The following is a 15,945-nucleotide window of genomic DNA, read 5'->3' as shown; positions in this document are numbered from 1 at the left end:
ATGGAATTAGTCGATCGCTATATCGCCGCGGTGCAGCGAGAATTGCCCGAGAACAAACGTCAGGAAATAGGCCGTGAATTAAAAGCCAATATCTGCGACCAATTGGATGCCCTATCTGAACAAGGTAAATTGACTGAAGCGCAAATTGTCGCGGTATTAAAGCAAATGGGTCATCCCTGTAAGGTCGCGCAGCAATTTGTTCCGGCAGTGCCTATTATTGCCTCTGAGGATATTCCGCTTTTTAAACATACACTTTTCACTGTGCTTGGGGTCTTGTTTGTGCTGCAGGTTGTGGGCGGCACGACTCAATGGTTGGGCTCGGCAGGGGGGGATCTATTAGGATTTATCCACCATATTGCTAAAGGTTTTATTGGCGATGCCTGTCTTGCCTTTACCGCTATCCTGTTAGCCTTTTGGAGTTTCTCGGCTCAGGGGAAACCCCTATCTGGCAGCAATTGCCAAAAATGGCAGCCGCAGAATTTGCCTAAGGTTGGGCCCGGTTGGCAGCATATTAGTTTAAGCGATGTGTTTACCGATCTGGCGACATATCTTTTTCTCTTACTTGTGATCTGGTGTTCTGTGTGGATGAGTAGCGAGCAATTAGCCGCGCGGACTGTGATTTTCAGCGCCAGTGCTCAGCAATTGTTGCAATGGTTTAGCCCTATTATTTTGCTGTCTATGGGCAATAGTCTCTGGCAACTACGCCGCCGAGTGTGGACTACTGAATTGTTACTGGCGAATATGGGGATCAATCTTGCTTATGCCTCGTTCTTAGTCTTTCTGGCCTTTAGTTCGCCACTATTACAAAGCCAAGTACAAAACCAAGGAGCTGAATTAAATGGGGAGTTTACGTTATTACAGTTAGAACATTGGCTAAGTTATACTCTAGTGATTGCCGCTATGTTCCCTGGCTATGAGGTGATTCGCGATGGGTTGCGTTGGCGTAAACTCGCAAGCAAATAAGTAAGGTTTAACCTAGGTTTTGTAGGTGAGTTTTATGCGCTTTTTCATCGAATACATGGCCTGTTCAGTATGATTGAACAGGCTTTTTACATTAGTGCCATCTTCTGTGGAGAAAAGTAAGACACGACTTTTACCGTCGATGCTGATTTATTCTGGGGTATCGCCATTATTCATTTCATTATTAAGCGATTTTTGGGCCTGTTGTTTGTAGGTGTCAAATATGCCTTCTTGCTTCATCTGTTTGAGTTCCCGAGCAAGATTAACGGCGAGTGCCGCGTGACGTTTATTTAAGTAACCATAGCTGGTGAGTTCTTCTAGGGTGGTAATCGCGATTATTTTGCTGCCTTGAAACTCAGGCGTTTGTAATAGATCCAATGAGCTTGCCTCCGTATCAATATAGATATCGATTCGGTCGCGGAGCATTTTACGAAAGGAGCTCGCAGGGGATGAAGATTCAGTCAGACGCTCCTTAGGAATGAGTCCCTTTAGCTTTTGTTCTGCGAGGAACACGCCTCGATAGTATTCGATCTTGTATTGACTCTTTTGCAGTGCTTGCCAGTCAGGTATTTTGATTTCGGGATTGTGCGCGAAGGCAATTAAATGGGTATCGATAACCGGTTCTTCAATTCGAATGAGGTTGGTAAACTTTTCGCCATAATGAGATACACGCCCCGGCTCGCCATCCACTTTACCTGAGTCCGCCATCATACTGGCACGGGCTGCGGGAACCACTTGATAGGAGAAGTCATATCCTAAGCGTTCAAAGGCTTGGGCGTAAATCAGTTCAGCCCATTTAAAGTAGAAGTTATGTTTGGGGTCCTCATAAAACGCCATCGTAATGATAGGTTTATCAGCAATCATCGCTGTGGTTTCTGCTGTTGATTTGCTGGTTGCATGAACCGAGACACAAAAGAAAAGGCCTACCCACACACTCCAAATCTGCATATTGTTCCATCGTTGCATAGCGTGTCTCTCAAAGTGTTGAGTTATTTAGAGTATAGCTAGCCTGATAAATGGGTTCATTTTTATTCAAGCAAGATTATTTTATTTCCATGATTTCGTACTAACACACGGTTGAAATGTGATCTGCTGGCGGACATTTTGTCCTTTTGGGTTTAAAAATGTGCGATACGGCACATAGAAATGATATTTGCCTGTATTTTGCTGGTTTTTTATTCATCAGAGTTTGAGCTTGATCGGTTTTTTGCTTGTAAATAAGGCGTTAAATCCCTGCCGTCTATCACCTGTAGTAGGAAAGAAAGGATGAAATCGGGACTGGGATTATCAGGAATGCGGTTATCAAAGCTTTGGTTATCAATGACGTGGTTATTACCTCTTTGTTGTTTATCGAGTGCCGTAGTGGCAGAGGCGGCAACGGACAATATCGAACGCCTTGAGGTGCGCGGCAGGCAAATTAACACCTTAGGCCATAGTACTTCGGCATCTGAGGGGATAGTCGGCGCGGCAGAAATCGAGAGTCGCCCCCTATTACGAACCGGCGAAATCCTCGAATTTGTTCCTGGGATGATAGTCACTCAGCACAGTGGTTCGGGTAAGGCGAATCAGTATTTCTTACGCGGCTTTAATTTGGATCATGGCACAGACTTTAATACTCGAGTCGATGGTATGCCTGTGAATATGCGAACCCATGGGCACGGTCAGGGTTATACGGATCTTAACTTTTTGATCCCTGAACTTATAGGCGAGATCCATTATGCCAAAGGCGCTTATTATCCTGAGGTGGCCGATTTTTCTGGCGCGGGTGCTGCACAATTACTGCTGGCTGATCAACTCCCACATAACCAAGTTGGGGTGACGTTGGGTGAATATGGCTACCAGCGACTCGTGGCGACTCAGGAGCTAAACACTGACATGGGTCGTTTTATTTGGGGTGGTGAGGCACAAACCTATGATGGCCCGTGGACGGATATTGATGAGGATGTGAGTAAGATCAGTGTCGTCGGGCGTTATTTAACTCGGCTGGGTGAGGGTGACTTGAGCGTCACTATGATGGCTTACGACAACAGCTGGAATTCGGCGGATCAGATCCCCGCCCGTGCGGTGGATTCTGGATTAATTGATTTTTATGGATCTTTAGATAAAGACGTTGGCGGTGAATCTAACCGTTATAGCGTTTCAGCTAATTACGATGCGGGTGATTGGCAGGGAAATGTCTACACTATTCGCTCGACTATGAATTTATTCTCTAATTTTACCTATTTTTTAAACGATCCCATCAATGGTGATGAGTTTGAACAAGTCGATGAACGCACGATTTGGGGCGGCGATCTTAAGCGTGATTGGCAGACTTCACTTGGTGGCACTCAACTGAATTACAGTGTGGGCGGCGATGTGCGTTATGACGATATTGGCGCAGTGGGTTTGTATAACACTCAGGCGCGACAAAGGTTGAATACGGTAAGGCTTGATGAAGTGCAAGAGTTGTCGAGTGGCATCTTTGGCAAAGTTGAGTGGCTGCCAGCTGATCAATGGCGTTTTAATCTTGGGCTGCGTTACGATTATTTTGATGTGCAGGTCGACAGTGATAATCCGCTTAACAGTGGCGATGCGTCCGATGGTATGTTCAGCCTCAAAGCCAGTGCTTCTTATTTGTGGAGCGATAATCTTGAGCTATATGTTAATGCAGGCCAAGGGCTGCATTCGAACGATGCACGCGGTGCAACGATCAAGGTTGACCCTGTGAGTGGCGATGAGGTCGAAAAAGTCGATCTCCTCGTGCGTTCAAATGGCGGCGAATTTGGGGTGAAATACTATGACAGAGACTTTATTAATTTCTCTGCTGCGATCTGGTATCTGCAACTAGATTCAGAATTAGTATTTGTGGGCGATGCGGGTAACACTGAGCCGAGTCGTGCATCTGAACGTTATGGTGCTGAATTAACGGCTTATTATTGGCTGAATGAGGCAATCAGTATCGATATGGAATTAGCGTGGACTAACGCCAGATTTACTGAAAATGAATTTGAAGAGGGCAAGTATATCGATGGCGCGGTTCCCTTTGTTGCCAGTGCGGGCATCACCTATCGACCCGACGGCGATGGCCTGTATTCGAGTGTACGCGTGCGGCACCTTGGCGAGCGGGTGCTCGACAGCTTTAATGACCACAAGGCTGATGCGACCACATTAGTTAACCTCGCATTAGGATACGAGTTCCGCCGCTTCGATACTAAGCTTGAGTTGCTAAATGTGTTTGATAGTAAAGATCACGACATAGATTATTTTTATGCCTCTCGTTTGCCCGGCGAAGCAGCCGAAGGGGTTGAAGATCAGCATTATCATCCTGTTGAGCCACGAATGGTGAGAGTCAGCGTGAGTTATCATTTCTAGTGGTATTCATCGGTTAAGGCGATATCGAAGGTTATTACGTATGTCGCCGAGCAAAAATGTATCTCATTAAGCGTCCAGATAGTTGGGCGCTTTTTTCTGCTGCACTCATTTAAGCGCTAATTTAGGCACTAATCTAAGTCCAAATCGCTTCAAACTATGTGGCTGCAATAATTTACTATTCCCGCGCTGACAATGGAGGCTAGAATGATGACGAGTTGATCTGAGTTTTCCCCTGTTTTACAGCTGATGCTATAGGTAATCGCCGCGAGTTATGAGTACTGCAACACCCATTGAAAACATTAATTATTGGCGTCATCCTAGCTTATCAGGCATAGAACTGAGTCAGGCGGAATTTACGCATTTCAGTTTTGATAAACATGTGCATCTGGATTACCACTTAGGTGTCGTCACTCAAGGTGCACAGCAGTTTGTGAATAAGGGCAGCAGTTATCAGCTTGGTCAGCATAGTTTATCGACCTTAAATCCCGATGAAACCCACGATGGCCAGAGCCGCGATGCCGACGGTTATCGGGTGAAAGTGATGTCGATCCCTGTGGAATACATGAATGAAGTCAGCCAAGAACTGGGTTTGAAGGAGCACTTTTTTAGCGCGCCTATGGTGGATGACCCGACGCTTTATCAATATTTTATTCAGCTACACGAGCTATTAATCCAAGGCCAATGCAGTGCACTCGCGGGCGAGTCCCATTTACTGAACTTTATTCATCTGCTGCTGGAGCGTTACCCCAGCGGCGCTTCATCTTGCATATCCAAACCGAATCAACCGCAGGGGTTATCTAAGTTGCAGGTGAGCTTAGTGAAGCAGCGAATTCACGATGAACCTTGGCATAATACTCAGCTTGAAACCTTAGCCAATGAAGTGAGCTTAAGTAAGTTTCAGTTTTTACGGCAATTTAAACAGGCAACAGGGATGACACCCCATGCTTATCTCAAGCGGGTGCGTTTAGAGTTGGCGAAAAAATCCTTAAGCCATGGCGCTCTAGTGGCGGATGTGGCGCAGCAGTTTGGATTTTTCGATCAAAGTCATTTAAACAAAGCTTTTAAGCAGGCATTCCTATTATCGCCAGTGCAATTTCAGCGGCGTATGCTCTAATTTCCCCCCGTCGTTCGACGCCGCTGGTTTTTAAAAAACACTGAATAGTGCAATTTATTACAATTCAGCGCTGCGACAAATTGCCATACTGGCTGCCTCAGTTATCGTTATTAACCTTTTTTGCGGAGCCGCATATCTATGGATTTATCTTTATTACTCACCTTGGCTGTAATCCATGCCGTTGCTTTAATCAGTCCCGGACCCGATTTTGCTATTATGGTGAAGATTGCGACTCAGCAGTCCAGAAGCACTGCGGTTGCCGCCGCTGTGGGGATTTCAATAGCCATTTTAGCTCATACGATTTTGAGTCTGACCGGTGTGAGTCTACTCATTAAGAGTTCGCACACTCTGTATCTCTTAGTGCAAATTGTGGGCGCTTCTTACCTCGCTTGGATGGGTTTTGGTGCCCTGCGTGCCGGTCTTGCGATACTCGCTAAATGTAAAATGACTGCCAGAGTCCATGCAGGGACAAATGATGATGCTGTTATTAGCGCTGGTGACGTTGAAGGCGTGGCGTCTGTTGCTGGTGGCTTAGGTGGCGCTATGTCGCGCAGGCAAGGTTTTTTGACTGGGTTTTATACCAATCTATTGAATCCAAAAGCATTAGTGTTTTTCTTAACCCTGTTTTCGGCCTTGATTACCCCAAGTGTTACAACGAGCACTAAAATCGCTTCCGCTATTTTGTTGTTGTCTTTGTCATTGGCATGGTTTGGCTTTTTAGCGGTAATGTTGTCAAAGGCGCAGGTGCAACTTAAATTGCAGCGACTAACACCGGTTATCGATGCGGTTATTGGTGTCATCTTTATGTCAGTAGCCTTGGCGATTTACTCAAACCTATTATTAACCGCTTAGTCAGGCGCAGTGTAAATCACCTTAGGTTTTAGTCTGAGGCACTTATGGTATTCTTGGCCTTTAGTCTCAGCAGAGACATTTGGAGTAAGGGATAAAGATGCCATTCGCCTCACGACTCAAGGGAAGCAAATTAGCTGTTTTCAGCCAAGTTAAACTGATGAATATCGCGTTTTCTGCGGCGTTAATATTCAGCGTTATGGGTTTAAGCATCAATGCAAACGCCGCTGATGAAGCCATGCCACAGGAATATATCCCTCTGGTGCAGGGGCTTATCGACGCCGCCAAGGCCAATGATCTTGAGGCGATTGCTAAGCGTGTGGCTTACCCGCTTAAACGTGAATATCCTATCCCCGCGATTCAAAATACGCAGGAAATGATCGCACGTTTCGATCAGGTTTTTGATCCTAAGCTGCTTGAGCAGATCGCCCATTCTAAGATTGAAGCCGATTGGCAGACGATGGGCTGGCGCGGCATTATGCTCGGTAGCGGTGTTGTGTGGCTGGATTTTGATGGCAAGATCATCGCCATTAACTATCAAACACCGGTAGAGGCAAAACTGAAAGCAGAGCTTATTGCTAAGCAACAAACGGCATTACATCCGAGTGTGAGTGAGTTTGTCAGCCCAGCGTTATCTTGGGAGACTGCCAAGTTTACCATTCGTGTCGATGATATGGGGAACAGCCAATACCGCTATGCCGCATGGGCAAAGGGTAAGGCATTGAGTGAAAAGCCAGATTTAGTGCTGAATAAAGGCAAACTTGTATTTGATGGCAGTGGGGGGAATCATTCATACCAATTTCGCAGCGGCCCATACCAGTATTATTGTTATGTCACCGTCTTAGGCGGCAGCGATAGTCCTCTAGGTGAGCTAGTAGTGTTTAAGAATGACCAAGAAATACTGACACAAGCTGTCATTAAAGCAGACTAGTCTCATTTCCCTATCCCTATGAGTGAGATTTAAAGCCGCGACTCTATGTTGATGGTCGCTGCTTTAGTAATCCTAACGACTTCCTTTAGCTAGAAGCTATTGCCCCAAAGTGTGTTTCGTAGTTTGAATGCTTTAATCAAAATCAAAGTCGTGGGGCTTCACCCCACACCCGACCAAGGAGGACTGCTCGTCCTATCAAAAACGTCCATGTTAAATAGCCAGCTCGATATCCATATCTCGCGTTCAAAGCGGTCGTAGGCCTTCGCCCTTGGATGCTCCAAGACGCCCCCAACGGAGTTGAAAGCCCCTTGTGCTCATTGCCAAATTTGCTATCGCTTCCGAAGGATGCGCTTTACATCCATATAAATCCCTCCAGTTCGGCAGTCCCTGCCTCTCGCTCATAAGCGCGAAAATCACCGATTTTCATTCGCCCCTGCACCTGCGAAAGCTAGTCGGTCATCCATGACCGAACTCACGCACTCTTTATTAAATCAAGAGCTCTATTCGCCCTGCGGCAACTCCGAGTGGAGGTGTATTCCTTGGAGTTTTGAGTCGTTAGATAGCGATTGATCAGCAAAAAATAAGCGCGAAAAATGAGAAAGCTAAAACGATATCAAGTGATTACCCATCAAACTGTATAAAAAACCGCTACCGCAAAAAAGCAAATTCCTATAGCATCATTTATACCCATTTACATGGATGTGGCAGTGGCCATATTTGAGATTTAGTCAACAAGCGATTTATGCCCTGCAAACAGCGCAGCGCATAAATACTAAGACGTTAACTGCTACCTAGAATTGAGATTATGCGCGTAAAACTAAAAAAGATAGCCGACAATTTGAGCGATGAAGAACATTTATCTATCGCGGATGAAATACGCCAAGGAAAAATCGATGGTATATCTCTATCATACTTAGGTGGTGCTTTTGGTCCTACATGGTCTGCGGGTAACGATTACAGTTTAGATTTCCTGAAACACTATTCGGGCATTAGAGCTTTAGAGATTTTTCTTCCTGGGCTAACAAGTATTGATGCTATTGCTGAGCATGTAAACGAAATAGAGTTTTTGAGTCTGGGAGAGCTTAATAAAAAAACTGTATCTTTAAGGCCTCTATCAGATCTGAATAAGTTAAATTCTCTGAGTTTGGTCAAAAATAAGAAAGATATCGATTCTATAGCTACGCTCACTAGCCTTAGAGACCTAACCCTTTCAGGGTATCAAGAAAAACAAATAGAGCATGTTGCCAGTCTGAGTAATTTAGAAAGTTTATATTTGGGTTTTGGCACATTTGAAGACCTAAATGCTATTAAAGGATTATCTAAGTTAACAAGCCTAGAAATACTTTGGGTAAAGAAATTACACGATCTAAGTGCCCTGGAAAACCTGACATCTCTTGAGATATTGCATTTAAGTACTCTAAAGCAAGTTACATCCATTCCAGATGTTTCCAATCTAAAGCACCTTAAGAGCTTAGTCATGGATACCATGAATGGACTTTCCTCTTTGTCAGGTATTAAAGGCAGCTCAATTAACGAATTGGCTGTAATTAATTCGAAGATAGATCCTGTATTGTTTTCTGAGCTAAATAATAGTTTGCCAGTGCTGCAGCGGCTTGTACTTGGTCTCGGAACTAAAGGGAAAACAAATGAAGCATCTAGTTTCTTTGATAGTTCCGTTATATGCGACACATTTAATGATTTAAAATACAGTACAGCCAGAGGCTATAGAATTGAGTTCTGCAGTTAACAAGGCGCTGCTGTCGGACAAATTTTCCGCTGCGCTCCAAATTTGCCGCAGAGCGCGGCGTTAGGCATACACAATGAGCCGTAGATACCTTAATCTTCAAGAAGCCGAGTCGGCGCTTAAGCGAGGGAAAGCAGTTGAGTGCTTTCTTGGTGGCTGTGAACGGTATGGCCGTGCTGGTATTCAATGGCTAAGCGTTCGAGGTCCCAAATCCGAAATAGATGTTTCAGTTTACGAAACTGCTGATTTGGGTGATGAATCATTCCTTAATATTTATGAGTTTGGTCCACTAGATCCAGATCTAGAGCTAGAGGATGCCAATGAGGTCAAATCATTCACTTCATTTGGCCAAGCGATAGAGTTTATTGAGCAACGATTCGCAGGATCATCTGAAAGGTTATTGAACGAGTTTATGATTCAAGATGAATATGCCGACTATATTTCGAGGGGCCGGAAGTAGAAATGCCTAACAATCGCAGGCACAGCGACGGCCTTTTCGTTGCAGCTCCGCCTTCACTACAAAGCCGCGCGTGCTGCGGGCGTTAACTTTATGGAAGAACTATGCACCCTCAAGCACCGCTTAAATTTTGCTATCAGGCCCTTACAAAAAAGGCGGCAAGCTATTATCGCTGGTGGGTTATCGGCACTATGTTACTTGTTCTTGCTGCATTCGTTGGTGTTACAGCTTTTGAAATGGCTGAGTGGTTATTATTTTTTACCTTTGTCCTTGCAGGGATGGTAATGACTATCACAACGCTAAGGCTTTTCTTAGTGAAACTATTTGAAGAGAATGCTGATGCGATTAATCTGTTCTCTAGTTATTTTCCGTCTCTGCTAGGCACCCGTAGATTGGAGTTAGCTTGTAAGATAACAAATTCAGTTTATTACGGAGTGTTTTATCTTTGTTGTTATTTCTTGTTGGCAGCTATTTTTTTGTTACCGCTGTCTTTAGTTGTAGAGTATGCAAAAAGTTAACAAGGCAAGTCAGCATCGCACCTTCGGTGCTGGACTCGCTAACGCTCGCCGCTTGCGGCGTTATGTTCTCAGGGAGAGGTTGTGAATTTGGAGCACTTTTTACGAGCCATGTTTATTGCTATAGCAATATGTTTTGTTCCAATTATGCTGTTTTACTGGAGTAATGAATCTGACTTAATAAAAATGGATTTTAAATACTTCTATGAATCAATACATTTTGTTTTAGTGTTCTATTTTATATTCTCAATTATTGGATGGATGTTAATTGGCTTTCCTGTGCATTGGGTGGCAGTAAAGTTCTTTAATCAGAATAAATGGTGTTATTTTTTAGGGATTCTAGCTTTCGGTATTCTGATTTCACTACCTTCTATGAAAATTGAATTGTTTTTGTTTTATGCAGGTATTTCGGGATTACAAGCAATCTTATTTTTGTGGTGGTTAGCAAGAGAACATAATAAGTTGCTTAAACGGACGTAAAACAGTTGGCTTGCGTTTGTAAGGTGATAACCCATAGAAATTTTAATCCGAACTCCACGAATTAGAGTAAAAAAACTAGCTCACTTTTGTACAAATGTGAGTTATAACATTCTGTGGAAATGACTATTCATGTAACATTATTCAGTCGGTTTTAATTCGCGAAATAAAAGAGCATTAAGGATGAACTTAATGCTCTTTTTTATGGATAAATGCCTGCTCAAACTGTGTTGCGGTAATGGGTTTACCGTAGAGGTAGCCTTGGCCTAAGTCGCATTCCTCGTGACGAATAAAGGCATCTTGTTCTAGGGTTTCTACGCCTTCGGCGATCACTTCCAAGTCCAGTTTCTTACCAATGGCAATAATTGCCTTGGTTAACTCTCTATTTTGTTCGTTTTCTTCGAGTTTACTAATAAAGCAGCGATCGATTTTTAAGGTGTCGAAAGAGTATTTTTGTAGATAACTTAAGGATGAGTAGCCTGTGCCAAAATCATCTAGGGAGATGCGGATACCGAGTTCTTGTAGTTTTTGGATGGCATTGTGGGCAATGTGTTCATCCTGCATCAGCATGCCTTCGGTAATTTCAAGTTCTAAGGCGGTGGGGGGCAATTGATAAAGGGTGAGTAAGTCGGCTATGTGTTCGCTAAAGCGGGGATTGCGCATTTGCAAAGGGGAAATATTGATGGCGATTTTAAACTCTTGGCCTACCTCGCGACACCATTTTGCCGCCTGAGACAGTGCGGTATGCAATACAAAATTGCCAATATCGATAATCTGGCCATTACGTTCAGCTAAGGCGATGAATCTGTCTGGGGCGACATTGCCAAGGATGGGATTATGCCAGCGCAGCAGGGCTTCGGCACCAATCACTTGCTTCGTCTTTAAGTTAATAAAGGGTTGGTAATGCAGGCTTAACTCGTTCTTGTTCAGTGCATCGACCAAGTGGGATTCCAGTTGATAGCGTAGGTTTAAAGCGGCTTGCGTATCTTGATTAAAGAAGCTGTGAGTTGAGCCATCAGCCTTGCTGATCGTCATGGCCGCTCCGGCTTTTTGCAGCAGGATGGCGGCATCGATACCATCCATAGGCGCTTGTGCTATGCCCATGCTCGAGGGAATCGTGATTACAAAATCAGCCACACCAAAGGGGGTATTACAGCAGTTAAGCACTTTATTGATGAGTTTATTGGTTTCGTTATTCGAAGGTTTGTGGGCTTGAATAATCACAAATTCGGCGCCAGCGATGCGGGCGATAAAGGTGTTTTCATCGGTATAGTGCTGTAAACGTTGGCTGAGAATAGTGAGAATTTTATCGCCAATCAGGTAACCATAACTGTCGTTGATGGATTTGAAATTACGCAGCCCAAGATAGAGTACTGAAATCTTTTCTTTGCGATTCACTTTTTCGAGCATGATCGACAGACTATTAATCAAATTGATGCGGTTGGGTAATCCCGTGAGTGGATCGTAGCTTTTATGGTATTCCAGTGAGGTTTCGGTGGAGGTGCGGTTTTCGATTTCTTTGATGAGCTTGCCGCTAAGTTCGGCGAGTTCATGGGTGCGCTGTTGTACTTTTTGCTCTAGCTGCTGATTGTACAGTTGTAGCTTAGCCTGTTGATAAAGGGTGACTAGGTTAGCTTCGATACCATTTTGAAACCGAGCGAGTAAGCTGCGAAAAGATTGGCGGTAATTATGCTCTTGGCTATCGAGCATGCAGATAGTGCCAAAGGCACTGCCATCTGGCCAACGTAAAGGTAAACCACAGTATGCGATCATGCCGAGTTTAATGTCAGGATTTTTGTCCCAGTTTTTATCCTTTAGGGCATTAGGAATGTGGAGTTCCTTACCTTCTTTGATCACTGTTTCGCAGTAAAGTCCGTGGCCTAAACTGTCTTTATCATGTTTTTTATAGGGATTACCTTGGGTGCGGCTCGAGGTAAAGACCTCAATATCGGTTTGATGGACACGCATGATCAAAGCGGCGGGAGTGTCGACTAATTCAGAGAGCAAATCTAAGGTTTGTTGCCAGTTATCAACCATTTCTTGGGGAACAACGATTTTGTCTGTGTCGATCGTAATGTCGGCAAATAAACGATCTTTTTGAGACTGGTTAATGGCGAGGTTGTATGGCATGAATGCTCAGTCCTAGAGGCGCGATACTATTCATAAACTATAGTCTTTTTACTCATGATGTGAGTCTTTTCGATAAATTTAGTTACTGCAAAATCTCAGTTCTATCTTAAATGCTGCGCTGTTAAATCTCTTAAGTGTTAGGTAAGAATTCAACGGTACTCTAACACTAAATGTTCTGATTTTTGGATTTATTAGTGAATAACTATCTGAAAGATAAAGTTATGATGACATTTATGGATTTTGCTAAGGGGCATTTAATTACGCCGCTTTTAGTGTTTGCAGTGATCATAGTGGGGCTTGAATGGACTCACGCTGATATGAGAGTCGCGACTTTGTTATTTCATTGGCAAGGGGGCATCGACTCTTGGCCATTGAGAGGATATTGGTTGACCGAAGATTTACTGCATGTCACTGGGCGTAACTTTGTCATCTTGTTGGCGGTGAGTGTCGTAGTCGGCATTGCCTTTAGTTTTCGAAGTGACAGGGTAAAACCGTACCGCAAGGGCCTGATTTACCTATTTAGTAGCGTATTGGCGAGTGTGTTGCTGGTCCGAATTGGCAAGAGCGTTACTCACATGACCTGCCCGTGGGATGTGATTGAGTTTGGCGGCCAGATGATACATTCATCCTTGTTTTCTCGTTTACCTAAAAGTGCTGAGTTTGGTCAATGTTTCCCTGGTGGCCATGCCAGCGGCGGGTTTGCTTGGGTTGCCTTGTATTACGTGCTGCATGAGTATCGCCCGCATTTAGCTAAGTTTGGATTAATCTTTGGTTTGAGTTTAGGCCTAGTATTTGGCATTGGCCAAGAGTTACGCGGCGCCCACTTCTTGAGTCATGATTTATGGAGTTTAGCCATAGCATGGACGTCCGCTAGCCTACTCTACTATGTGTTTTTTCTGCGCTCGCCTGCGTTTAGAAAGTCTAAATTGGTCGCTTTGGGTCAAATGTTCAAGGTTGCAAGTAGTGGAATACCGCAAAAATAACGAGCTGCAAAGCTAACGCCCTGAGTCCTTATTGGGTTCAGTGTTTTTTATAGCTTAAAATCTAAATTCGAAGCGCATATCAGGTCTGCGTAGGCGAGATCTTTCATCTAACAGTTGGTTTTTTTCATTGAGTAGGCTATTTTTCTGTTTCAATAAGTCAGCCTTGTCGGTGAGATTATTGATCTTGCCATCAAGACTGCTTATTTCCCTCTCTATGGTATTTAAGCGATCGGCAATCTCAGTTAAACGTTTGTTGGTCAGGTATTGTTGATGGCCTTGGTTATAGCGCTCAACAAACTGGTTATTACTGCAAACCCCATAATAACTTTCTCCCGCTAAGCCTACGCGGTAGCCATTTTCTGGCACGCAGTAACTGGCTAACCCTTGCTGGTATCCTTGTTTCCACTGCGCGGTATCGACACTGAGATTAAATTCACGACAATCTTTTTGATATTGATTTAATTGCCCAGAACTTGTCCCACGGTTGCCATCGGCAAGCCCAAGGGCAAACCAATCACTATTGGCGCATTCTTCAATAGATAAGCTGCTGCATTGAGTCAGGGATAGGACTGAAAGTGCGAGGAAAATGCTGGGATAGTGCATGGATAAGTTCTCTATATGTTGTGGCGTTTAGGATAAAGGCTCTTATGGGGGAGATCTAGCTATATATACCGCCGTTTATACGGTCATAGATGCATTTTATTGGGCTGAATCCATCACAGTTTAGCGGATGAATGCATGATAACCAGCTGATATTGTGATAGTTTGTGGTTAACACTTTAATGTCTGCTTTGGTGCTCGCTATGATTTCACTTATTTCATCTGCGTATTCAGCTTCAATACCGGCAGTTAAGTCGGCTCATCAATCCCTTGATACCGCCGAGCCAAGCGGACTTAAATCCTTTACCTATGGTGCATTAGGACTGGCAGCTCCTAAAGCTGAGGTCAGTTTTGATGGCACTGCAAGGAGTAAAATACCTGAGCCTAGTGTGGATGATTTAGATGACGTTAAGAGTTCAAACGACACTTATTACAGTGCAGGCCAAATATTGAAAGCGGCGGCGACCGTGGGCAGTGTGATTGCCTTATTTGTTTGAGTTAAGTTCCTGCAGCAATTTAGCTCTGGGTATTATTTTAACTGGCTTGGATTGGCATATTCGCCGCGGAAAATGGCTTGTTGTTTTGAGTCTGGTTTTATTGGGGGGAGCATAAAAGAATATTCTTTTAGTTAAAGCGGTATTTTCAGTCTCTTTCTTTGCCAAAGCGCTGAGTAAATCTGGTATTGTGTTTAACACGCAAGTGCATTAGTTTTTACTTAAAATTCGTTTAACAATCCTAAACTATATTCATCAAACTTCCGCTGGAGACCGCTTTTGTATGAAGATTTGCCCGCAGTATTCCATATCATGCCTAAGTAAGGTATAAGGGCGCTATGAAAACTCCGAAACGAATCCAACCCCTGGTTGATGAAGGACTGGTCGATGAGGTCATTAGCCAGTTAATGAGCGGTAAAGAAGCGACTGTGTACGTTGTACGCAGTGGTGATGATATCCGCTGTGCCAAAGTCTATAAAGAAGCGGACAAGCGCAGTTTTAAGCAAGCTGTGTTATATCAAGAAGGCCGAAAAGTCCGTAACAGTCGTCGCGCGCGCGCGATGGAAAAAGGGTCTAAATTTGGCCGCGATCAGCAGGAAGAAGCTTGGCAAAATGCTGAAGTTGAAGCACTTTACCGTTTAGCGAATGCGGGTGTGCGTGTGCCAACGCCTTACGGTTGTTTCGATGGCGTGTTGCTGATGGAGTTAGTGACGGATGCCGAGGGCAATGTCGCGCCGAGATTAAACGATGTCAGTATGTCGGCAGAAAAAGCCTTGAAGGATCATGCGTTGGTGATGACCTATGTTAAACGTATGCTCTGTGCGGGGTTAGTGCACGGTGACTTGTCTGAGTTTAACGTGTTAGTTGATAGTGAAGGGCCAGTGATTATCGACTTACCTCAGGCCGTCGATGCCGCTGCAAATAACCATGCTAAATGGATGTTAGCGCGTGATGTGAATAACATGACTCAATACTATGGTTTGTATGCTCCTGAGCTGTTAAAAACACAATACGCCAAAGAAATTTGGGCCCTGTTTGAAGCCGGTGAATTGAAGCCTGAAACGCCATTAACGGGTGAGTTTACCGAAGTGCTGGTTGAAGCCGATGTTAGTGCGGTCTTGGAAGAAATCCAAGCAGCCTTTGAAGAGGCACAAGAGCGTAAGCAGCGGATCCAAGAGGCAAACGAAGAAGACTATTAATCGTCAGTCGTTGTTTTTCACCCATAAAAAAGACGCTCAAAGTAGCGTCTTTTTTATGCTAAAAATTAAGTGAAATTATTATTTTTATTGTTGATTTTATTATTGTTATTTAATTTTTGGCGTTAGCCAATCCTTGGCTTA

15 protein-coding genes are annotated in these 15,945 nt (G+C 44.1%); 12 read left to right on the top strand and 3 right to left on the bottom strand.

Translation table 11 applies throughout. The features are described from left to right. Positions 1 to 963, top strand: a complete 963-nt coding sequence (locus L5M37_RS12540) for a hypothetical protein (protein WP_263200631.1) — start codon at positions 1 to 3, stop codon at positions 961 to 963. A gap of 147 nt (positions 964 to 1,110) precedes the next feature. Here L5M37_RS12540 and L5M37_RS12535 read toward each other — a convergent pair whose 3' ends face one another. Beyond that, positions 1,111 to 1,926: a hypothetical protein gene (locus tag L5M37_RS12535; RefSeq protein WP_263200630.1), complete on the bottom strand. Its 816-nt coding sequence runs from the start codon at positions 1,924 to 1,926 to the stop codon at positions 1,111 to 1,113. 327 nt (positions 1,927 to 2,253) lie between these two features. Here L5M37_RS12535 and L5M37_RS12530 point away from each other — a divergent pair, with 327 nt between their 5' ends. From L5M37_RS12530 to L5M37_RS12495, 8 genes are all read left to right on the top strand, one after another. Next, positions 2,254 to 4,311: a TonB-dependent receptor gene (locus L5M37_RS12530; RefSeq protein WP_411569068.1), complete on the top strand. Its 2,058-nt coding sequence runs from the start codon at positions 2,254 to 2,256 to the stop codon at positions 4,309 to 4,311. Between the two features lie 271 nt (positions 4,312 to 4,582). Then, a complete protein-coding gene (locus L5M37_RS12525; protein WP_063882314.1) occupies positions 4,583 to 5,425 on the top strand; it encodes an AraC family transcriptional regulator in 843 nt (280 codons plus the stop codon). 138 nt (positions 5,426 to 5,563) lie between these two features. Then, positions 5,564 to 6,277 carry a LysE family translocator gene (locus L5M37_RS12520; protein ID WP_263200625.1) on the top strand — a complete coding sequence of 238 codons (714 nt, stop codon included), beginning with the start codon at positions 5,564 to 5,566 and terminating at the stop codon, positions 6,275 to 6,277. Positions 6,278 to 6,374: 97 nt separating this feature from the next. After that, the gene (locus L5M37_RS12515) at positions 6,375 to 7,205 is read left to right on the top strand and encodes a hypothetical protein (protein WP_168825524.1); all 831 of its coding nucleotides are present in this window, start codon (positions 6,375 to 6,377) and stop codon (positions 7,203 to 7,205) included. 805 nt (positions 7,206 to 8,010) lie between these two features. Beyond that, complete coding sequence (locus L5M37_RS12510; RefSeq protein WP_263164649.1) at positions 8,011 to 8,952, top strand: hypothetical protein; 942 nt, start codon at positions 8,011 to 8,013, stop codon at positions 8,950 to 8,952. 73 nt (positions 8,953 to 9,025) lie between these two features. Continuing rightward, positions 9,026 to 9,409 carry a hypothetical protein gene (locus tag L5M37_RS12505; RefSeq protein WP_219253626.1) on the top strand — a complete coding sequence of 128 codons (384 nt, stop codon included), beginning with the start codon at positions 9,026 to 9,028 and terminating at the stop codon, positions 9,407 to 9,409. Positions 9,410 to 9,510: 101 nt separating this feature from the next. Then, positions 9,511 to 9,924, top strand: a complete 414-nt coding sequence (locus tag L5M37_RS12500) for a hypothetical protein (protein WP_263177672.1) — start codon at positions 9,511 to 9,513, stop codon at positions 9,922 to 9,924. 81 nt (positions 9,925 to 10,005) lie between these two features. After that, entirely contained in the window at positions 10,006 to 10,401 is a 396-nt protein-coding gene (locus L5M37_RS12495) for a hypothetical protein (protein WP_263142002.1), read from the top strand. A 186-nt stretch (positions 10,402 to 10,587) separates the two neighbouring features. Here the strand turns inward: L5M37_RS12495 and L5M37_RS12490 are convergent, their stop codons facing one another. Continuing rightward, on the bottom strand, positions 10,588 to 12,528 hold the full coding sequence (locus L5M37_RS12490; protein WP_263200623.1) for a GGDEF and EAL domain-containing protein: 1,941 nt from the start codon (positions 12,526 to 12,528) through the stop codon (positions 10,588 to 10,590). Positions 12,529 to 12,752: 224 nt separating this feature from the next. Here L5M37_RS12490 and L5M37_RS12485 point away from each other — a divergent pair, with 224 nt between their 5' ends. Then, entirely contained in the window at positions 12,753 to 13,511 is a 759-nt protein-coding gene (locus L5M37_RS12485; RefSeq protein WP_263200737.1) for a phosphatase PAP2 family protein, read from the top strand. Between the two features lie 54 nt (positions 13,512 to 13,565). On the opposite strand, the gene L5M37_RS12480 is transcribed toward L5M37_RS12485, so the two are convergent. Continuing rightward, on the bottom strand, positions 13,566 to 14,114 hold the full coding sequence (locus L5M37_RS12480) for a DUF2799 domain-containing protein (RefSeq protein WP_113939984.1): 549 nt from the start codon (positions 14,112 to 14,114) through the stop codon (positions 13,566 to 13,568). A 179-nt stretch (positions 14,115 to 14,293) separates the two neighbouring features. Between L5M37_RS12480 and L5M37_RS12475 the strand changes: the two genes are divergently transcribed. Next, entirely contained in the window at positions 14,294 to 14,608 is a 315-nt protein-coding gene (locus L5M37_RS12475; RefSeq protein WP_317630093.1) for a hypothetical protein, read from the top strand. Positions 14,609 to 14,943: 335 nt separating this feature from the next. Beyond that, positions 14,944 to 15,804 carry a PA4780 family RIO1-like protein kinase gene (locus tag L5M37_RS12470; protein WP_028759534.1) on the top strand — a complete coding sequence of 287 codons (861 nt, stop codon included), beginning with the start codon at positions 14,944 to 14,946 and terminating at the stop codon, positions 15,802 to 15,804. Positions 15,805 to 15,945: the final 141 nt, after the last annotated feature.

Source organism: Shewanella sp. SM69 (genome assembly GCF_025653985.1).
In the GTDB taxonomy this organism is placed as follows: Bacteria; Pseudomonadota; Gammaproteobacteria; order Enterobacterales; family Shewanellaceae; genus Shewanella; species Shewanella oncorhynchi.
The sequence above is the reverse complement of the archived record's forward strand: the minus strand, read 5'-3'. Positions and strand labels throughout refer to the sequence as shown.

Coding starts and splice junctions, on each gene's coding strand:
- L5M37_RS12540 (WP_263200631.1), top strand. CDS start 1: ATGGAATTAGTCGATCGCTATATCGCCGCGGTGCAGCGAGAATTGCCC.
- L5M37_RS12535 (WP_263200630.1), bottom strand. CDS start 1,926: ATGCAACGATGGAACAATATGCAGATTTGGAGTGTGTGGGTAGGCCTT.
- L5M37_RS12530 (WP_411569068.1), top strand. CDS start 2,254: ATGCGGTTATCAAAGCTTTGGTTATCAATGACGTGGTTATTACCTCTT.
- L5M37_RS12525 (WP_063882314.1), top strand. CDS start 4,583: ATGAGTACTGCAACACCCATTGAAAACATTAATTATTGGCGTCATCCT.
- L5M37_RS12520 (WP_263200625.1), top strand. CDS start 5,564: ATGGATTTATCTTTATTACTCACCTTGGCTGTAATCCATGCCGTTGCT.
- L5M37_RS12515 (WP_168825524.1), top strand. CDS start 6,375: ATGCCATTCGCCTCACGACTCAAGGGAAGCAAATTAGCTGTTTTCAGC.
- L5M37_RS12510 (WP_263164649.1), top strand. CDS start 8,011: ATGCGCGTAAAACTAAAAAAGATAGCCGACAATTTGAGCGATGAAGAA.
- L5M37_RS12505 (WP_219253626.1), top strand. CDS start 9,026: ATGAGCCGTAGATACCTTAATCTTCAAGAAGCCGAGTCGGCGCTTAAG.
- L5M37_RS12500 (WP_263177672.1), top strand. CDS start 9,511: ATGCACCCTCAAGCACCGCTTAAATTTTGCTATCAGGCCCTTACAAAA.
- L5M37_RS12490 (WP_263200623.1), bottom strand. CDS start 12,528: ATGCCATACAACCTCGCCATTAACCAGTCTCAAAAAGATCGTTTATTT.
- L5M37_RS12485 (WP_263200737.1), top strand. CDS start 12,753: ATGACATTTATGGATTTTGCTAAGGGGCATTTAATTACGCCGCTTTTA.
- L5M37_RS12480 (WP_113939984.1), bottom strand. CDS start 14,114: ATGCACTATCCCAGCATTTTCCTCGCACTTTCAGTCCTATCCCTGACT.
- L5M37_RS12475 (WP_317630093.1), top strand. CDS start 14,294: ATGTCTGCTTTGGTGCTCGCTATGATTTCACTTATTTCATCTGCGTAT.
- L5M37_RS12470 (WP_028759534.1), top strand. CDS start 14,944: ATGAAAACTCCGAAACGAATCCAACCCCTGGTTGATGAAGGACTGGTC.